This window comes from Kineothrix alysoides (assembly GCF_000732725.1).
Taxonomy (GTDB): Bacteria; Bacillota; Clostridia; order Lachnospirales; family Lachnospiraceae; genus Kineothrix; species Kineothrix alysoides.
The window spans coordinates 259,715-277,381 of sequence record NZ_JPNB01000002.1 but is presented as its reverse complement, the minus strand read 5'-3'; the positions used below and the strand labels follow the sequence as shown (position 1 = coordinate 277,381).

Here is a 17,667-nt window from a genome sequence, read left to right as displayed (position 1 = left end):
AGGCTTTTTGAGGAATTTAAAAGATGTTATATAATACGACTATCACACGGAGGTGATTATAATGGCCATGGATTCATTAGGAAGTATCAGGAATATTCAGACACAAGTAACGCAGAAGCCGGTTGTAGAAAACACGGAGGTTTCCTCTCCCGATGCATCAGTAAATGTCAGCGTGTCTGCGGCACCCGCAGCCAAGACAGAAAATAAGGATGCACAAAATACAGGCGCGGATAACAGAGATATGCGTCAGGCAGAAAATGACAAAATCAAGAAAGCCGTAGAACAGCTCAATAAGAAGATGCCGCATTCTGAAGCCATATTTGGTATTCATGATGAGACGAACAGAGTAATGATTAAGATTGTGGATAGGGATACAAAGGAAGTAATCAGAGAATTCCCGCCGGAGGAGACTTTGGATATGATTGCGAAGGTGTGGGAGTTGGCAGGTATTTTGGTAGATGAGAAGAGATAGGAGGAAGTTGATATGCCTATAAGAATTACGGGTATGAATTCTGGATTGGATACAGAGTCTATTATTACAGAATTGATGAAGGTCCAGCAGACGAAAGTCGATAAGGTGAAAAAGCAACAGACTAAGCTACAGTGGAAGCAGGACGCGTGGAAGACATTGAATACAAAGGTTCATTCCTTTTTTACCGGTACTCTTAATAATATGCGAACCGCTTCGGATTACAGTAAGAAGACGACAGATATTTCCAATTCGTCGGTAGCGAGTGTAGTGACCAGCGACAGCGCTATGAATGCGACACAGAAGATGACGATTAAAGAGACGGCAGCATCTGGTTATTTAACCGGCGGACAGTTGAATGGAAGCTATACGAAGAGCAGTAAATTGACGGACTTGGGAATTGAAGAGGGCAGCTCTTTCAGCGTTACCGTAAATGGGAAGACGACGGACGTAACCGTTACTTCCGGTATGACGATAAATCAGCTCTTGTCAAATCTTCAAAGTGCAGGTGTGGATGCAAATTTCGATGAAAAAAATCAGAGATTCTTTATAAGCTCTAAAAAGAGTGGAGTAGATAACGACTTTTCTCTTACTGCATCAAACAGTAAGGGGACGGCCGCTTTGGAAAAGCTGCAGATTCTTTCTTATGACACCGCCAGCTTGGCGGAATATAAAAAATATAAGGATATGGACGGGGATATAACTGCGACACAGGCAGCAATCGATGCTGAGGTAACGCAGCGCTTGACGGCATATTTGAGCCAGCGGACGACTCTGACAGAGACATTGAATAAACAGCAGGAGCAGATTACGACTGCGGAGAATAGTTATAGAAGCAAATATAGTGAAGAGATAAGTGCGCAGAGCTCAGGCGGCTTAGATTCGTTGATTACCGCCAAGAAAGCGGAAATCGAGAGTCTGAAAGAGTCAGGAACCGAAGCTGATCTTAAGATTGCGACGGATGAACTTTCTGAGCTGCAGGAAAAAAAGACATATGTGGATGCATATGAAAAGTCTAAGACGAGCCTCGCATCAACACAAACATCGCTTGATGCAATAGCAGATTATGTTGATGAAGACGGTAATGCCAAAAGTACACTCATTACCGAAGCGACATCCAAGATTGAAGCGAAGATACAGACTGCCAAAGACTTGATTGAAGGCGGTATGACGGGTAGCGATGCGGTAAGAATCTCAGGAAGTGACGCTGTTATTACGTTAAATGGAATGGAGTATAAATCCACCAGCAATGTATTTGAAGTAAATGGACTTACGATAACGGTATTGGGCAATAAAGGCGACGAGGTAACTTTGACAACCAGGCAGGATACCGACGGCATTTATGATATGATCAAGAAATTTATTAAGGAATATAACTCTTTAATAAATGAGATGGATAAGCTTTATAATGCCGAGTCATCCAAGGGGTACGAACCTCTTACAAGCGATGAGAAGGATGAAATGTCTGATTCTGAAGTGGAAGAATGGGAGACTAAGATTAAAGATTCTATTCTGCGTGGAGACTCTAATCTTTCAACTATTGCCTCCGGCCTGAAGAGCATTATGCTCGGAGGAGTGGAAGTAAATGGTTCCAAAGTATATCTGGCGAACTTCGGTATTGAGACATTAGGTTATTTTAGTTCGGCAGATAATGAAAAAAATGCTTATCATATTTCTGGGGATGCGGATGACAGTAGTGTGAGCACGAATGAAGACAAGCTGAAAGCGGCCATTGCATCGGATCCGGATTCGGTTATTGAATTCTTTTCCGGATTGTCTCAGAAGCTTTATACTAATTTAAATAGTCTTACATCCAGTACAGACTTCAGAAGCTTTGGGTCGATTTATGATGACAAGAAGATGAAAGAGGATTACAATAATTATACGACTAAGATTAAGCAGATGGAAGAAAAGCTTAAGGCTATGGAAGATAAATATTATAATCAATTTTCAGCCATGGAGACAGCTTTGGCGAAGCTTCAATCCAATCAGAGTGCTGTAACAAGTTTATTAGGAGGTTGATAAGACATGGCGTTGCCAAACGGATATGCACAATATAACAACAATCAGGTGCTGACTGCTTCACCGGCAGAATTAACACTTATGCTGTATAACGGAGCAATCAAGTTCTGTAATATCGCTATTGCGGCGATAGAGAAGAAAGAAATAGAAAAAGCACATATAAACATAGTGAAGGTGGAGAAGATTGTCGAGTATATGCGGATAACTCTGGACATGAAATATCCGATCGCACAAGACTTTGATAATATATATGCTTACTTAGACAGACGTTTGGTGGAAGCAAATGTTAAGAAGGATATTGGAATATTAGAAGAAGTATGCGAGCACTTTCGTTCGGTAAGGGATACGTGGAAAGAAGTGATGCGTCTGAATAAGGAAAAAGGAGCTGTATGATAGAAAATTATCTTCAAGTTCTGGAACAAAGCATGCATAAGAAAACGGATATTTTATCCCGTATACAAGAAATAAATCTAAACCAGGAACAAATTCTGAAAAATGAAGGTTCTGTGGAAGATTTTGGTGCAACAATTGATGAAAAGGAGAAGCTGATAGAAGAACTTTCGAAGCTGGACGAAGGATTCGAGACATTATATCGGCATATTGAGGAGCAGCTAGTAGGGGGCAGGGAACAGTATAAGAGCCAGATAGCTAAGCTGCAGCAATTAATTGTAGAGGTAACAGAAAAAAGTGTGGCAATTCAGGCACAGGAAACGCGGAATTATAAACTTGCCCAAAACTATTTTACTGTGGGCAGGAAGACCTTGCAGAAGAATAGAACGACCTCTAAAGCTGCATTGGATTACTACAAGAGTATGAGTAATTCCCAAATTGTCCAGCCTCAGTTTATGGATAAAAAAAAATAAAAAATAATAAAAAAAACAAAATTAGCTATAAAGTATCTCGAATTCGAGCCGATATATATTACAAGTAAAACAATTACTTACAAAATTTAATGTTTACAGAGGAAGCGTACGGTCCGAAGAAAGCATTACAAAAAACAAGTGGCAAGGAAGCCACTACATATTCAAGGAGGAATATACTATGGTAGTACAACACAATCTTACAGCAATGAACTCTAACAGAATGTTAGGTATCACAACTAATGCACAGGCTAAATCAACTGAGAAGTTATCTTCCGGTTACAAGATTAACCGTGCAGCAGATGATGCAGCAGGACTTTCCATCTCTGAAAAAATGAGACGTCAGATCAGAGGTCTTACACAGGCTTCTACAAACGCTCAGGATGGTGTTTCCTTAGCACAGACCGCAGAAGGTGCTCTTGCAGAAGTTCAGGATATGCTTCAGAGAATGAATGAGCTTTCTGTAAAATCAGCTAATGGTACTTACACAACGACTCAGAGAGGATATATCTCTGATGAAATCAACCAATTAACATCAGAAATTGATAGAATCGCTACTACAACGAAGTTCAATGATCAGCTTTTATTCTCTGCAGATAAAACATTCGGTTTGCAGATTGGTGCTGAGAATAGTGAGCAGTTATCGCTTCAAACAAAGGCTATGAGAGCAACGGATTTAGGGCTTACTTCAGGAACAGGGCTGTCTTGGTCTTCTGATACAACTGGTGCAACTGCAGGAACTTATATAACAACAGTAAAGGATGCTCTTGAAAAGGTCGCATCTCAGAGATCGTCCCTCGGTGCATATCAGAATCGTTTGGAGCATACTATCAGCAACTTGGATAATATCGTTGAGAATACTACAGCAGCAGAGTCCAGAGTTCGTGATACGGATATGGCTACAGAGATGGTTAAATACTCTAACAACAATATCCTTGCTCAGGCAGGTCAGGCAATGCTTGCTCAGGCTAATCAGACTAATCAGGGTGTATTGTCCTTGTTACAGTAATATTTGTTGCCTTACCAGGAGGATTGACACTTGTCAATCCTCTTTTCTTTACCTAAAAACAACAATTCGGAGAATATGGATATGATAGAAGTATTATTTTTAGAATGGGACAGCTTCGGGCAAGAGTATATAATAGCAGAGTTGAAAAGGTGTAATTGCAATATTACCATGTATACATGGGACACCAAAGAAGAAAACATGAGAGAGAATGAACGTCTTAGGAATGCCCTTGAGAGCTCATTAAAGGAAAAAACATATCACTTCGTATTCTCGCTCAACTTTTACCCAGTTGCGGCTAATGCCTGCTATAACTGCGGGACAAAGTATGTATCGTGGGTATACGATTCGCCTTTTTTATTGCTTTATTCTAAATATCTTTCCTGTGCCACTAATTATGTATTTCTTTTTGATTATTCTTTGTATAAGGAGTTTTGCGACCAGGGAATAAAGACCGTCTATTATCTGCCTATGGCAGCCCCGGTAGAGTATTATGACAGTATAGATAATAGGAATGATCAAGAGGTTTATTCGAGCGATATTTCTTTTGTAGGATCTACTTATCAGGAAGACAATCAGGACTTCATGAAGCTGCTGGAGGGAGTTGATGATTATGCTAAAGGGTATTTGCAAGGGATTATGAATATGCAGCATGAGATACAAGAGGTTTTTTTCCTGGAGGAATTGTTGGATGAAATAATATTGCAGAAGCTGCGTGCTGTATGCCCAATAAAAAGGGGAGAGGATGAATGGGAGACGGATGCATGGATATATGCGAATTATTTTTTTGCCAGGCATATGACCGGTAAGGAACGGATGAATGCACTAAAGCTTTTGGCTCAAAATCATCAGATGACCTTATACACGCCCGATTATACTCTTCACATTCCTGGGGTAAACAATAAGGGGACTGTAGATTATGTGAAGGAGATGCCCCTCGTATTCAAAAACAGCAAGATTAATTTAAATATGACACTGAGGAGTATACATACAGGAATTCCATTAAGGGCAATGGATATTATGGGGTGCGGTGGTTTTCTTCTAACAAATTATCAAGAAGATTTCTTGAATTTCTTTATTCCGGGAGAGGACTATGTTTATTATACAAATGAAGAAGACTTGCTTGAAAAAGTGGCTTATTATCTGGAGCATGAAGAAGAAAGAGAACGGATAGCTTGGAATGGCTATAATAAGGTTAAAAAATCACATACATATTATCACCGTATCCTTACGATATTGGCGATAATTTTCAAAGAAGGAGAAATAGAGATTTTTGATACGATGCAGCAGTTAGAAGATTTGAGAACAAAGAATGGAAACATATGCTGGCATCAAGAGTTATGCCGTTATACGAATAATCCTGATGAAGTAAAGGCGGATACGATAGATAGTCTTTTTTTCCTGATGGGGCAAGAAAAAGAACTTTTTTTTCAGTTGAAGGAGCAGTTGATAAACTATATAAATCAGTTACTGTGCCAAAGATCCATGGAGGCATGGGCAGAAGTGATTATTTGGTACAACCGGAATTTCTCCAAGGAACTGAGAGCTGTTTTCTGGGAATTTGATTATTTATATACTTTTATAAATATATATATTAAAGAATTGACACAATATTTCGAATCTGGAAAAGAACCGAGTGTACTTCAACATAGTAGTATAGAGGATTTATGCCGGCTTTATTTGGAAACTGTATTTTATCTTCGAAGGATAGAGTACGGAATAGGACAGGAAGATGAGAAATGGGTAATAGATAATATTCAAACAGAGAAATTATCAGTGATTGCTTTGATGCATATATTACATGCGGCACAGATACGGGATAAAGAAAAGCTAGAAGAAGAGATACAGAAGCTGGGGGAGAGATATGGGAATAAACGAAAATAAGATATGCTTTATTATTTGTGTGAATGATACTCTCTTTTTTGACGAATGTATTAAATATATTAATTGGTTGGAAAAGCCGGAAGGGATAGAAATAGAGCTTGTAGAAGTAAGAGAGGCAGCCTCTATGACTTCCGGCTATAATGAGGGGATGCGTTGCAATGATGCGAAATATAAGGTATATATGCATCAAGATGTTTTTATTATTAATAAATACTTTATTTATGATGTTCTGCAGATATTTAAGAAGGATTTCCGGATTGGCATGATTGGATTAGTAGGATGCCTCAATATGCCAAAGGACGGTATTATGTGGCATGGGGAAAGAGTGAGCAGAGGAAATGGAAATGTATTATGGGAAAAATATAGATATGAACTTGATAAGGATGGTTACTGGAGCGTAGATGCAGTAGATGGATTGCTTATGGTGACACAGTATGACTTGCCATGGAGGGAAGATTTATTTGATGGATGGGATTATTATGATATATCTCAATGCTTTGAAATGAAAAGAAAAGGATATTCGATTGTGGTACCCTTACAGAATCAAGATTGGTATATTCATGATGACAAAGGGATAATCAGCCTATGGAATTATGATAAATATAGACAGATGTTTTTGGCGGAATATGGAGAAGAGATAGTGGAAAGGAATGAAGGAAGATGACAATACTGGTAATAGGATGGGAGAGTTTTGGACTGGCATATATTGTAGAAACCTTCATTGAAGCGGGATATATTGTTGACTTTTTTAACTATCCTATTCGTATGGAAGATATGCGTCATAATCCTCAGATGGGTGAAAAACTGGTAAAGAAGATTGCAGAGGATAAATATGATTTTGTATTTTCCACTAATTATTTTCCCGTAGTATCTCTGGCTTGCAATGCGTGCAGAATAAAATATGTGTCTTGGACTTATGATAGCCCGAACGTGGCGCTATATTCCCGAACGATATCCTATCCTTATAATTATGCCTTTATATTTGACAAAGAGACCTATCTTGATCTGAAAAGAAGAGGGGCTGAAACCGTATATTATCTTCCTATGGCGGCTCCGGTGGAAATATATGATGGGATGATACCGACCGAAGAGCAAAAAACAAAGTATACAACAGATATAGCATTTGTTGGTTCCACTTATAATGAGAAAAAAAATCAGTTATATAATTTAACAGAAGGAGTAAGTGAGTTTGCCAAGGGATATATGGATGGAATTATTCAGGCGCAAAAAAGGATATATGGTAAATTTATAATAGATAAGATGTTGACCCCAGTAATTCCTGAATTAGAGAGTGCGTGCCCTGTACCGCTATATCCGGATGATACACGTACTCAAGAGTGGTATTATGCAAGATATATATTGGCAAGAAAAATCACAGCAATAGAGCGTGAAGAAGTTTTGAATATGCTGGCAGAGAGATATCAGGTGCATTTATATACACACTCGCAGACCCCGGAACTGATAAATGTAATAAACCAAGGAAGTGCAAATAATATGCGAGAGGCCATATTAGTTTACAAGTGTGCTAAAATTAATCTTAACGTTACGCTCAGGAGTATAGTGACAGGAATTCCGCTCCGGATAATGGAAATCATGGGAAGCGGAGGTTTTGTGCTTAGCAACTATCAGGAGGATGTTTTGGAACATTTTGTTCCAGGGGAAGATATTGTATTATATAGTGACTATGAGGACTTAATGCGTAAAGCGGATTATTATCTTACTCATGAGGAAGAGCGTAAGCAGATTGCCCGCAATGGCTATGAGAAGGTAAAAAAATATCATACATATCAAAAGCGTATTGAAGAAATTTTACAGATTATTAATGATTAGAAACGATCATCTTGGCGGTTCAGTACAAAACTTTAAACGTGTATTCAACAGGGCTGCAAGATAGCAGAAAGCGCTGTTGGACATAAGTAATCCGCTGCACATACTCATTAGCTGCAAATCGATATAGTTGGAGTCTTGTGTATTTCCTTCTACAAATACTAAATTTTTTGCCAGTGTTAATCCTAAAGAATCTGAATTAGTACGACACCAAGTAATATCGTCGGAAAAAATAAAAAAAACGGCGTCAGGATGTTCTTTTGTTAACTTTTCCATTGATTGAAAATAATATGTATCGGACAGCGCCCAACCAATACTCACATAGTCGCCCCGACGTATATGAATGCCAATCGATAGAGAAGATAAGATATGTGAAGCATAAGCATTATTTTTTTCGTCAATTATTATTGGAAAGGACAACTCTCTTTCTAATATATGGCGGTAGGTTCGGAACCACTTTGTATTAATCCAATATCCGTGATAATAAATTACCTCACCTGGGAATTTTGTTATTTCTGGGTGGAACTCGTTAGAAGGGACTTGAAATATTTTGCCATCAAAGGGATTGTGCTCTTGATAGTTAATTGTTTCTGCAATCATTTGTACGTTAAGTCCCAGATTTTTAAAGGATTGAGCAATGCTGATTCCTTCTTTTTTGTTTTTAATAAATTCCAGCCAAACATCAGGATCAAAACTCTTACTCAAAAGATTAGCTTGTATACCAAATACTTTTTCCAGTTCATATCCGTTATGCACATTATTTACGAAAAAGAAAGAATCATCAATGAACCAGGGCTCGTCCGAAGGATTATATAATTCTGCAAAGCGCACAAATATATATTGAAATACTTGATTGGCAAGACCGCCATTTAAATATTGAATTTTCATAACCTCTCCTTTAACTCATAATGGCATATAATTTTCTTCATTATATCATAATAGTAAAGTGTTGAGAAAAAATCATTGATTTAACAACATGGCATTTATTTTTTAGTGATTATTAAAGATTCTTATGCAACCGATATATTATAATATAAAATGACAATAGAAATCGGAGGAATATGGTGCGGATTTTATTTATAGAATGGAAAAGTCTGGGTCAGATTGACATAACAGCAGAATTTAAGAGGCGAGGATATATTGTAGATTTTTATTCTTTTCCAAGAGAAACGGAGAATACAAGACTGAATATGGAGTTAGGAGAAAAGCTCATCAGGACGATTGCAGGAAAAAACTATGATTTTATTTTTTCTTTTAACTATTTTCCTGTTGTCGCTATAGCATCTAATGCTTGCATGGTAAAGTATGTGTCATGGACGTTTGATAGTCCCTTTATACAATTGTATTCCAATACCATATTTTTTCCTTATAATTATATCTTCGTATTTGATAAAGCTGTGTGTTTGGATTTATGGGCGCATGGAGCTAATTCGGTATATTATCTACCTATGGCGGCTCCAGTAGAGAGATATGACGGCTATATAATAAATGATGAGCTGCGCAAATTTTATGGTACACAGCTTTCTTTTATTGGTTCCACATATAGCGAACAGAAGAATTGTTTCTATGAAAGGTTGTCGGGATTAAAAGAATATACAAAAGGGTATCTGGACGGTTGCATTCAAGTACAAAAAAAAGTCTATGGTAAGTTTATTCTTGAAAGTATGTTGACACCGGAAATTATGGAAGATTTACAAAGAGTTTGCCCAACAGTAGTTAATCAAGACGGATTTGAACGGCTTGCATGGGTTTATGCACATTATTTTCTGGCCAGACATGTTACTGCTCTGGAGAGGCAGGAAATACTTGGACTGCTTTCGGAAAGATTTCATGTCGATTTTTATACGTACGAACAGACTCCCCGTCTTCCTAAAGTTAATAACAGGGGAACAGCGGAAGTCATGCAAGAAGGTCCAGTGATTTATAAATGCTCCAAAATCAATTTAAATGTTTCTTTAAAAAGTATTATTTCCGGCATTCCTCTTAGAGCGTTTGATATTATGGGATGTGGGGGATTTTTGCTATCAAATTATCAGGAGGATTTTCTGGAGTATTTTATTCCCGGACAAGATTATGTGTACTATGAAGATTACGATGATTTATTAAACAAAGCTGATTATTATTTAGTCCATGAAAAGGAAAGGGAAGAAATCGCAAGAAATGGATATGAAAAAGTGAAGAAGTATCATACCTATAAAGAAAGAGTAGATACAATATTAGAGGTGACAAACTATAAATAGTCAAGGGGTTTTTAAAAAGATTCTTTAGTGATAAAAAAGGATATAGCAAACAAGTCATCTGAAAACACCGTATTTCAGATGGGATAATGATGTTCTTATGATACAGCTGCTATTGGAGCTTCTGAGCGTTAAAGTCTACCCCTTGCCTCTCCAATGCATGGATGACTCTAACAAGTTTCTTTGCCACATGAGTGATAGCAACCCTGTGGGGCTTGCCTTCTCCCCGTTTTTTCGCATAGTAGGCGGCGAATGTCATATCAAAGCGGATTAAAGGAAGGCAGCAATTGATGAGGACATACCGGAGCCCCGGTGAGCCATGTTTTACCATCCGTCCTCCGTGTGATTCTGTTCCGGAATCGTTTACACCTGGTTCGATCCCTGCAAATGCGAGCATCTGGGCTGGTGTTGAAAAGTTCGATATATCTCCATATTCCGAATAGATAACGGCGGCAGATATAGTCCCGATGCCAGGAACAGACATATAGTGAGGATGTACTTCCTCGATCAGCTTGTTGATTTCTGTTTCAAGCGTGTCAATCTCTTTTACGAGAGACTGGTACAGGGTGAGCAGGCTGTTCCGTTCCACATCAAAAATAGAGTTGTTTACACCGACCGTATTGGCGGCAAGCTCCTTTAACCGAAGGAACTGTTGGGGAGAAAAATTACCCCTTGATAAAGAGCGGAGCTTCTCATAGGATGCGGAATTCATTCTTGCCATCTTTTCGGCGGAACCGTAGTTTTCAAGCAGATACAGAGCGGTCTTAGAGAAACGCTCATGAAAGAAGGGCTTGAATTCGGGGAAGGTGTGATCCAGCACATTGGTAATCTTTACAAGATAAAAAGAACGCTGTCGAACTAGTCTGTCACGCAAACGAGTTAATGACTTTAAGGAATAAGCGTGGTAAAATCCTTTTGAGTGGGGTTTGTACTCGACAGTCATTAACCACCGGGCTATTGATTCGCAGTCAACAGAGTCGGTCTTGGTTCGCCTTAGAGATGTGGATTTCTTGTATTCCTTGATGAGAACTGGATTAATTTCCATGAAGCTGTGGTTGGCATTTTCAAGGAAGAGTTCAAGATTGAGGGCATAGTGGGCTGTTGATTCAAACCCTATCTTTATGTCCTGAGGATTGGAGAGAGAATGAAAAATAGTGAGTAGCTGTTCAAAGCCTGCCTTATCATTTTTAATAGAAAACTTTGAAACAACCTTTTGATCCGTTGCTGAAATAATACAGCAATCATGTTTGTACTTGGAAATATCAATTCCAATAAAGTACATCGACATAGAGTTATACCTCCTGATATGTATTTTGGCACTGTTGTCTTCCACAGAGAATCCGGCTGTGTAATCACGTAAATAGAAACGTCAGGCGTTAACAAACTGATCAACAGTAATAGACGAAAAGCTGTGGTCTGAGTCACCTCGGAACAGTCAAAGCTGTAAATATATAGGTACAGATCCACAGTGCCTTATCAAATATATCAGAGATGGATTAAAATGCCCAGAGAATCTGGGAGAAAGGAAAAATCCAATTACCATCTGAGATAATTGGATTATACGTGATTTATGAATAGAGGGCGTTTGGTAACCGTTATTATAGTTGTACATAATGAAAAGCCGGAACTTGAAATTTGTCTTGACTCCATAAGGAGATTTGGAGATGTGGACAATTTGCAGGTTGTGATTATAGACAATGCCTCCATAGACGGAACTGCTGAGTGGCTTTCTTTACAGAGAGATATAGCCTATGCTACGATAGAGGAAGGTCTTACTGGATATGCAAAAGTAATTAATACTGCTATTGATTTATTCAGCATAAAAGGTGATTTTTTACTTATGTTCCCTCAATTTGTCATAACGCCGGGTTGTATTTCCAGAATGCTGCAAGGGTTATATTCCAAAGCGGAGATAGGAGCAGTGGGACCGGCATTTTGCGGGGATAAGTCTTTTGACGGACATAGTGCGGTGGATTATCAAACGGCTGTTTTGCTTGCAGGGGAAAATAATGAGCTTGTGATGAAGCAAGTAGTAGGCCTGGCGGAATATGCTGTTTTAATAAGAGGAGATGTGGTGAATAAAGTGGGGAGATTTGATGAACAGTTTCTCCTTGCAGAGAGCGTAATTCAAGATTATCTTTTCAGGGTTATGACAAAAAAGTTTACGTTGATAAATATTCCTAATGCCATAGCCTATTGCATGCTCCCAGATAAAATATCCGAAAAATATAAGGGACTTATGGCAGAAAAGGATAGAAATAACATAAAAGATAAATGGGGTATGAATTATTTCAATACAACATATAATCCTAATTTGATTCAGATGATGACACATAACACCGATAGTGAGTTAACCATATTAGAAGTAGGATGCGATTGCGGTGCAACTCTTGTAGAAATAAAGAACCGGTATCCTAATGCCGGGATATACGGATATGAAATAAATCCCCGGGCGGCTAAGATAGCCTCTTTCGTAGCGAAGGTGGAAGTAGGAAATCTGGAGGAACAGGCATTTCCATACGAAAAATCAATGTTTGATTACATCATCTTTGGAGATGTGCTTGAGCACCTAAAGGATCCGGCGTCAGTTATAAAATATTGTAGTGATTATTTAAAGGACGATGGGTGCATTATTGCAAGTATACCGAATTTGATGCATGTATCGGTTATAAGAGATTTGGTTGCAGGCAATTTTACTTATTCCGACACAGGCTTGCTTGATAAAACACATATCCATATGTTTACTTACAATGAGATTATCCGTATGTTTGAAGCGTGTAATTATAATATAGATGAGATTGTCAGCGATTGCTTGGACTTAAAAAGAGAGGACAAGCTGTATATACAGCGTTTGATAGACTTAGAGCCAAATGCAGAGTTTTTTATGTTTGAAACATTTCAGTATGTGATCCGGGCAAGCAAAAGAAGGGATAAACAAAAAAAGATAGTAATAATAGAGGATGAGAACGATATTCTCAATTATACTGCACGTCAATTGGTAAAGGCATATAAAGGTATCGGATACAAAGTATATGAAATGTTTGTAGCTCAGATAATAGAGAACCCGGATAATTTTATGCATATATTGCGAACGGGGGTTGAAAAAGCAATTATTTTTAATAATAGAGGATGGTTGCTGAAAATAAATGGAAAAAACATATGGGATGTTTGTGAGGTTCCCTGCATCAATTATATGCTGGACCATCCGTTTTATTATTTTGATACGCTGGATAAAGCTCCTCAATATGGAATTGCCGCTTATGTGGATAGGAATCATGTGGATTATGCAGAAAGATTCAATAAGAAAGTTCAAAAAAATATTTTCCTTCCGTTGGCAGGAGAGGATGTAAGTAATGGATTTTGCAAGAAGATTGCAGACAGAAATACCAAGGTTTTATTTACTGGCAGCTATAAATATCGTGAGGAATTTGATCAGTTTGGTGTCTGGCAGAAGGTGCTCATTGAAGAACTGATAAAGCATCCATATAAGACTTTGGAATGGGCAATTGAAGAAAAAATTGCGTTGGAACAGCCGGCGGCAGATGATATGTACATAAAGCATGTAATTGAAGAAAATAGAATGGTAGATATATATTTAAAATTTTATTTTAGAAAGGAAGTAGTAGCCAGACTGATCTATGCAGGAATTGATGTAGAGATATGCGGAGAAGGCTGGGAAAATTCGGAATACTATGACAATCCGCATCTTATATGTCATGGGGTGATGACGCAGGATGAATGTTTAAAGAAAATGCTGGACAGCAAAATTGTACTCAATACTATGCCTTGGTTCAAGGATGGAATCCATGACAGGGTAATAAATGCCATGCTTGCAGGTGCACTTTGTGTTACGGATGACAGTAAATATCTAAGTGAGGAATTTGAACGAAATAAAGATTATATTAGTTATAATCTACAACATATGGAAGAAGTGCCGGAAATTATTAATAGAATATTGGAAAATCCCGACGCAGCGCAGAAGATTGCAGACGCTGCCCGGAAAAAAGCTGGTGAAAAACATACATGGTATGCAAGGATAAGAGATATGGAAAAATGAATTACTACAAGATAAAATTGCACAAGGAAGAGAGAAAAGGATAGATATAATGAGGGAAAATGAGGAGCTTAAAATTAAAAATAACTTAGAAGATACATGGACAGTTTGCAGAGTATGTGGAAAAGCAGACGTGAATAAAGCTTATCGAGCGAAAGAAATGATGTTCGGAACAAAAGAAGAATTCGATTATTTTGTATGTAGTAATTGTCAATGTATGCAGATATCTTCCATTCCAGAAGATCTCGGGAAATATTATGAAGGTAATTATTATAGTCTTCAATTAAAAGAAGAGGTCGGAAGCTTTCCGGAACAAGCTTTGTTTGGTCCCCGGTTGCTTGATGTGGGCTGCGGTACAGGCGCATATCTCAGATTGCTGGCAAAGGAGCTTGGATATAGCAATTTATATGGCTGTGATCCTTTTATTCCTCATGATATTCAATATGGAGATAGGATCTTTATTAAAAAATGTGAAATAACTGAAATGGAAGGGACCTATGATATCATTAAATTTGGGGATTCTTTTGAGCATATGTCAAATCCTCTGGAAGTTCTGAAAAGTGTAAGAAAGTTGTTGGGAAGAAATGGAAAATGTATTATTACGCTTCCGGTATTTCCTAATGCTGCCTTTGATACTTTCGGCGTTAGCTGGTATCAGTTGGATGCTCCCAGACATCTATTTCTCCATTCTAAGAAAAGTATGGAATATTTATGCTGTCAGGCAGGTCTTAAGATAGAGAGTGTTGAGTATAACTCAAATTGTGGGCAATATATGCGCAGCTATCTTTATGAACAGGGAATTCCTTTTATGGAGCAGTCACGAGATGTTTTAAGCAGCTATTTTGAGAAAAGTGATGTTGAATTTTTTGAAGATTGTGCGGCAAAGGCGAACGAGAAAGAATATGGGGATCATGCAACTTTTACAATTGTAAGTAATGATACGGAAGGGGAATAAGGAGATGCATGTATTAAAACCCAGTTTTTATGACGATTTTACTTGTATAGGTAAGGACTGTTTATTTACGTGCTGTCAGGGATGGAGTGTTCCCATAGAAGAGGATGTTTATCAACGGCTTGTTACAGATTCATCTCAATTATCTGAATTGGCCAAAAGCCATATTGTTTATAATAAGGAATTAGAAAGGTATCAATTTAAGTTCATAGAAGGTATGTGTCCATTTTGTAATAAGGACCAGCTATGCAATATGGTAATAGAAGAAGGGGAGGAAATATTAGGAAGTACATGCCGTACATTTCCAAGACATTCTACAATTATAGGCCAAACGGAGGAAAAATATTTAACGTTGGCTTGCCCGGCAGTTGTGGAATTCTTATTCTCCATTCAAGGGCCATTATCTTTTGTTATGGAGGAAGATGATAAAGGAGAAAAAGGTGATACGGGAGAACTTTATGAAATTATAGAGTTAGATGTGGAAATCAGAAATTGTGTAATAGATATATTGCAGAATAGAAACTTTCCTCTGTGGTTCAGACAATTTGTTTGTGTATACAGTATGGATAGAATAAAGGAAATTCATAGGGAAGGAAATAGAGGGTTGATTATTAAAGAATTGTCACATATATGGTCACCTTTTTATTTAGAAGAACTTCTCAAGGAAGTTGGTTCGATACAGGAAGATAAGAACAACGGATTCAAGCAATTATGCCAATTATTTTCTGACTTTCAGGATGTAGCGATGATTTTGGCAAACGAGGATATGAGAGGGAGCAGAGGCAAGGTAGAGGAGCTGATAAAGTGTAATCATAACTGTTCATGGGAAAATTATGAAAAGGCGTATGTGCTATGGGAGCAGAGAGAGGCTGCTAATTTTGATATTCTAATGGAGCATGCCACGGTATGCAGCTGGTTCTGGTATGCACTGAAAGAAATGAATCGGTATTATCTGCTGGATAATAGTTATATTATTATTTTGGAACAGTTGCTTATAAAGCATCTGACAATATTATACTATTGCCTTCATCAGGAGATATCCAAGGAGATGCAAGAATTTATTATTTCTTTATGTGCAAGGATGATCAGCCATAGAAGGGCTGATATGGAACAAGTGATTAAACGCATGAAGAAAGAGGGAAGAATATCGGTGGCCCATGTATTACTATTATTGAAATAAGTCATAAAATTTGCTATTTAAGAATGTCTAGCCTGTGAAGAGCAGGGGGATAACTGCCACATTTCTGATAATATTTCATTGCCTCAGAAATATGTCCCATGCATTCATGGATGACTCCTATGTTATAGAATGCTTTGTAACTGTTGACTCCTTCTATGGCATAGCGCTGTATAGAGACAGCGTGATCAAATGCGGCGATGGCTTGTTCGAACATAGCATTGTTCATATAAATAAGGCCCATAAGAAAGGCAAAATCAGAACGTTTGGAAAAGATGGGATATAATCCATCCAATTGTAAGGCGGCTTTATATTTTTTTAAATATAGCAGGCAATATCCATAGGATTCTACGAGCGTCTGGACATACTCTTCCCGTTCGTCGACATCCATAGATAAAGCTTTCTCAAAGTAAGGCAGAGCATTTTCATAATCAGAGATTCCAAAGTAAGATTGTCCCAGTTGAAAGTATAAATAGGGATTGCCGCCTTGATTGCTTAAGGATTGCTTCAGCATTGTAATGTTACGGTCCGCTTTTGCCGCTCTAATTTCATCAGTGCTATAGCCTACATGATAGAAGCAAAGAGGGAGTGAAGTAAAAGAAAGTACATTCCCTTCCCGGGAGACAAGCTGTTCATGTATAGAGCCTTGGTAATAGGTATAGCCTCTGTGAAAGAAGCGGGCAATATGTTCATGTATAATATCGGAAGAACTTTCTGCTAAATTGCCGGTGGTATGCGAAGAAATATTACGAAGGCAAATCATTCCCACCTGCTTGGGAGAAATTAAATTAGGAAGGTTTCTAACTGTTTCTTCAGTTAGTGAAGAATTTTCTAAGTATTCGTCACAATCAACAATCAGTACATAATCGTTATGAGCTTGGGCTATAGAATAATTCCTGGCAGCGCTGAAATCATCGATCCAGTCAAAATGGAATATATTTGGTGTATAGGAAAGCGCAATTTCAATAGTACGATCGGTAGAGCCGGTATCCACAACGATTATTTCCCAATCATATTTTATAAGGCGACTTAAACACTCCCCAATATATTTTTCCTCATTTTTAGAAATGAGACATACAGATATTGGCAGCATAGAATTCCTCCATTTTCTGTGTTCAAAAAGTAATGATGATATGTGACGTTTGAACAGATTATAACATAAAAAGCATAAAGAAAAAA

General features: G+C 37.9%; 15 protein-coding genes. 12 read left to right on the top strand and 3 right to left on the bottom strand.

Going from position 1 to position 17,667, the window contains the following annotated elements; all coding sequences use genetic code 11:
• Positions 1-61 precede the first annotated feature (61 nt).
• The 8 genes from CC90_RS0112280 to CC90_RS0112245 all read left to right on the top strand — a co-directional run bounded on the left by CC90_RS0112280 (position 62) and on the right by CC90_RS0112245 (position 8,071).
• Positions 62-472 (top strand): flagellar protein FlaG, encoded by a 411-nt coding sequence (locus CC90_RS0112280; RefSeq protein WP_031391064.1) that lies wholly within the window; start codon positions 62-64, stop codon positions 470-472.
• Between the two features lie 12 nt (positions 473-484).
• Complete coding sequence (fliD, locus tag CC90_RS0112275) at positions 485-2,491, top strand: flagellar filament capping protein FliD (protein WP_031391063.1); 2,007 nt, start codon at positions 485-487, stop codon at positions 2,489-2,491.
• Between the two features lie 6 nt (positions 2,492-2,497).
• On the top strand, positions 2,498-2,884 hold the full coding sequence (gene fliS / locus CC90_RS0112270; protein ID WP_031391062.1) for a flagellar export chaperone FliS: 387 nt from the start codon (positions 2,498-2,500) through the stop codon (positions 2,882-2,884).
• Positions 2,881-3,354 (top strand): hypothetical protein, encoded by a 474-nt coding sequence (locus tag CC90_RS0112265; RefSeq protein WP_031391061.1) that lies wholly within the window; start codon positions 2,881-2,883, stop codon positions 3,352-3,354. The genes fliS and CC90_RS0112265 overlap by 4 nt, the downstream gene beginning before the upstream one ends.
• A 178-nt stretch (positions 3,355-3,532) precedes the next feature.
• Positions 3,533-4,360, top strand: a complete 828-nt coding sequence (locus CC90_RS0112260) for a flagellin N-terminal helical domain-containing protein (RefSeq protein WP_031391060.1) — start codon at positions 3,533-3,535, stop codon at positions 4,358-4,360.
• Positions 4,361-4,441: 81 nt separating this feature from the next.
• On the top strand, positions 4,442-6,241 hold the full coding sequence (locus CC90_RS23170) for a CgeB family protein (protein ID WP_165919335.1): 1,800 nt from the start codon (positions 4,442-4,444) through the stop codon (positions 6,239-6,241).
• A complete protein-coding gene (locus CC90_RS0112250) occupies positions 6,222-6,905 on the top strand; it encodes a glycosyltransferase family protein (RefSeq protein WP_031391058.1) in 684 nt (227 codons plus the stop codon). Before CC90_RS23170 ends, CC90_RS0112250 begins: the two co-directional genes overlap by 20 nt.
• Complete coding sequence (locus CC90_RS0112245; RefSeq protein ID WP_031391057.1) at positions 6,902-8,071, top strand: CgeB family protein; 1,170 nt, start codon at positions 6,902-6,904, stop codon at positions 8,069-8,071. Before CC90_RS0112250 ends, CC90_RS0112245 begins: the two co-directional genes overlap by 4 nt.
• Before the next feature lie 6 nt (positions 8,072-8,077).
• On the opposite strand, the gene CC90_RS0112240 is transcribed toward CC90_RS0112245, so the two are convergent.
• Positions 8,078-8,956 carry an alpha-1,2-fucosyltransferase gene (locus CC90_RS0112240; protein WP_031391056.1) on the bottom strand — a complete coding sequence of 293 codons (879 nt, stop codon included), beginning with the start codon at positions 8,954-8,956 and terminating at the stop codon, positions 8,078-8,080.
• Between the two features lie 173 nt (positions 8,957-9,129).
• On the opposite strand from CC90_RS0112240, the gene CC90_RS0112235 reads away from it, so the two are divergent.
• Entirely contained in the window at positions 9,130-10,308 is a 1,179-nt protein-coding gene (locus tag CC90_RS0112235) for a glycosyltransferase family protein (protein WP_051869512.1), read from the top strand.
• 109 nt (positions 10,309-10,417) lie between these two features.
• Here CC90_RS0112235 and CC90_RS0112230 read toward each other — a convergent pair whose 3' ends face one another.
• On the bottom strand, positions 10,418-11,593 hold the full coding sequence (locus tag CC90_RS0112230; protein WP_031391054.1) for an IS110 family RNA-guided transposase: 1,176 nt from the start codon (positions 11,591-11,593) through the stop codon (positions 10,418-10,420).
• Between the two features lie 282 nt (positions 11,594-11,875).
• On the opposite strand from CC90_RS0112230, the gene CC90_RS0112225 reads away from it, so the two are divergent.
• From CC90_RS0112225 to fliB, 3 genes are read left to right on the top strand one after another with little or no spacing between them, the layout of a single operon-like run.
• Positions 11,876-14,362, top strand: coding sequence for a glycosyltransferase family protein (locus CC90_RS0112225; RefSeq protein ID WP_081905990.1), 2,487 nt, complete (start codon positions 11,876-11,878; stop codon positions 14,360-14,362).
• Positions 14,363-14,411: 49 nt separating this feature from the next.
• Positions 14,412-15,314, top strand: a complete 903-nt coding sequence (locus tag CC90_RS0112220; RefSeq protein WP_051869510.1) for a class I SAM-dependent methyltransferase — start codon at positions 14,412-14,414, stop codon at positions 15,312-15,314.
• A 4-nt stretch (positions 15,315-15,318) separates the two neighbouring features.
• The gene (gene fliB, locus CC90_RS0112215) at positions 15,319-16,491 is read left to right on the top strand and encodes a flagellin lysine-N-methylase (protein WP_031391051.1); all 1,173 of its coding nucleotides are present in this window, start codon (positions 15,319-15,321) and stop codon (positions 16,489-16,491) included.
• Positions 16,492-16,504: 13 nt separating this feature from the next.
• On the opposite strand, the gene CC90_RS0112210 is transcribed toward fliB, so the two are convergent.
• Positions 16,505-17,581 carry a tetratricopeptide repeat-containing glycosyltransferase family 2 protein gene (locus CC90_RS0112210; RefSeq protein ID WP_031391050.1) on the bottom strand — a complete coding sequence of 359 codons (1,077 nt, stop codon included), beginning with the start codon at positions 17,579-17,581 and terminating at the stop codon, positions 16,505-16,507.
• Between the last annotated feature and the right edge of the window lie 86 nt (positions 17,582-17,667).

Coding starts and splice junctions, on each gene's coding strand:
- CC90_RS0112280 (WP_031391064.1), top strand. CDS start 62: ATGGCCATGGATTCATTAGGAAGTATCAGGAATATTCAGACACAAGTA.
- fliD (WP_031391063.1), top strand. CDS start 485: ATGCCTATAAGAATTACGGGTATGAATTCTGGATTGGATACAGAGTCT.
- fliS (WP_031391062.1), top strand. CDS start 2,498: ATGGCGTTGCCAAACGGATATGCACAATATAACAACAATCAGGTGCTG.
- CC90_RS0112265 (WP_031391061.1), top strand. CDS start 2,881: ATGATAGAAAATTATCTTCAAGTTCTGGAACAAAGCATGCATAAGAAA.
- CC90_RS0112260 (WP_031391060.1), top strand. CDS start 3,533: ATGGTAGTACAACACAATCTTACAGCAATGAACTCTAACAGAATGTTA.
- CC90_RS23170 (WP_165919335.1), top strand. CDS start 4,442: ATGATAGAAGTATTATTTTTAGAATGGGACAGCTTCGGGCAAGAGTAT.
- CC90_RS0112250 (WP_031391058.1), top strand. CDS start 6,222: ATGGGAATAAACGAAAATAAGATATGCTTTATTATTTGTGTGAATGAT.
- CC90_RS0112245 (WP_031391057.1), top strand. CDS start 6,902: ATGACAATACTGGTAATAGGATGGGAGAGTTTTGGACTGGCATATATT.
- CC90_RS0112240 (WP_031391056.1), bottom strand. CDS start 8,956: ATGAAAATTCAATATTTAAATGGCGGTCTTGCCAATCAAGTATTTCAA.
- CC90_RS0112235 (WP_051869512.1), top strand. CDS start 9,130: ATGGTGCGGATTTTATTTATAGAATGGAAAAGTCTGGGTCAGATTGAC.
- CC90_RS0112230 (WP_031391054.1), bottom strand. CDS start 11,593: ATGTCGATGTACTTTATTGGAATTGATATTTCCAAGTACAAACATGAT.
- CC90_RS0112225 (WP_081905990.1), top strand. CDS start 11,876: ATGAATAGAGGGCGTTTGGTAACCGTTATTATAGTTGTACATAATGAA.
- CC90_RS0112220 (WP_051869510.1), top strand. CDS start 14,412: ATGAGGGAAAATGAGGAGCTTAAAATTAAAAATAACTTAGAAGATACA.
- fliB (WP_031391051.1), top strand. CDS start 15,319: ATGCATGTATTAAAACCCAGTTTTTATGACGATTTTACTTGTATAGGT.
- CC90_RS0112210 (WP_031391050.1), bottom strand. CDS start 17,581: ATGCTGCCAATATCTGTATGTCTCATTTCTAAAAATGAGGAAAAATAT.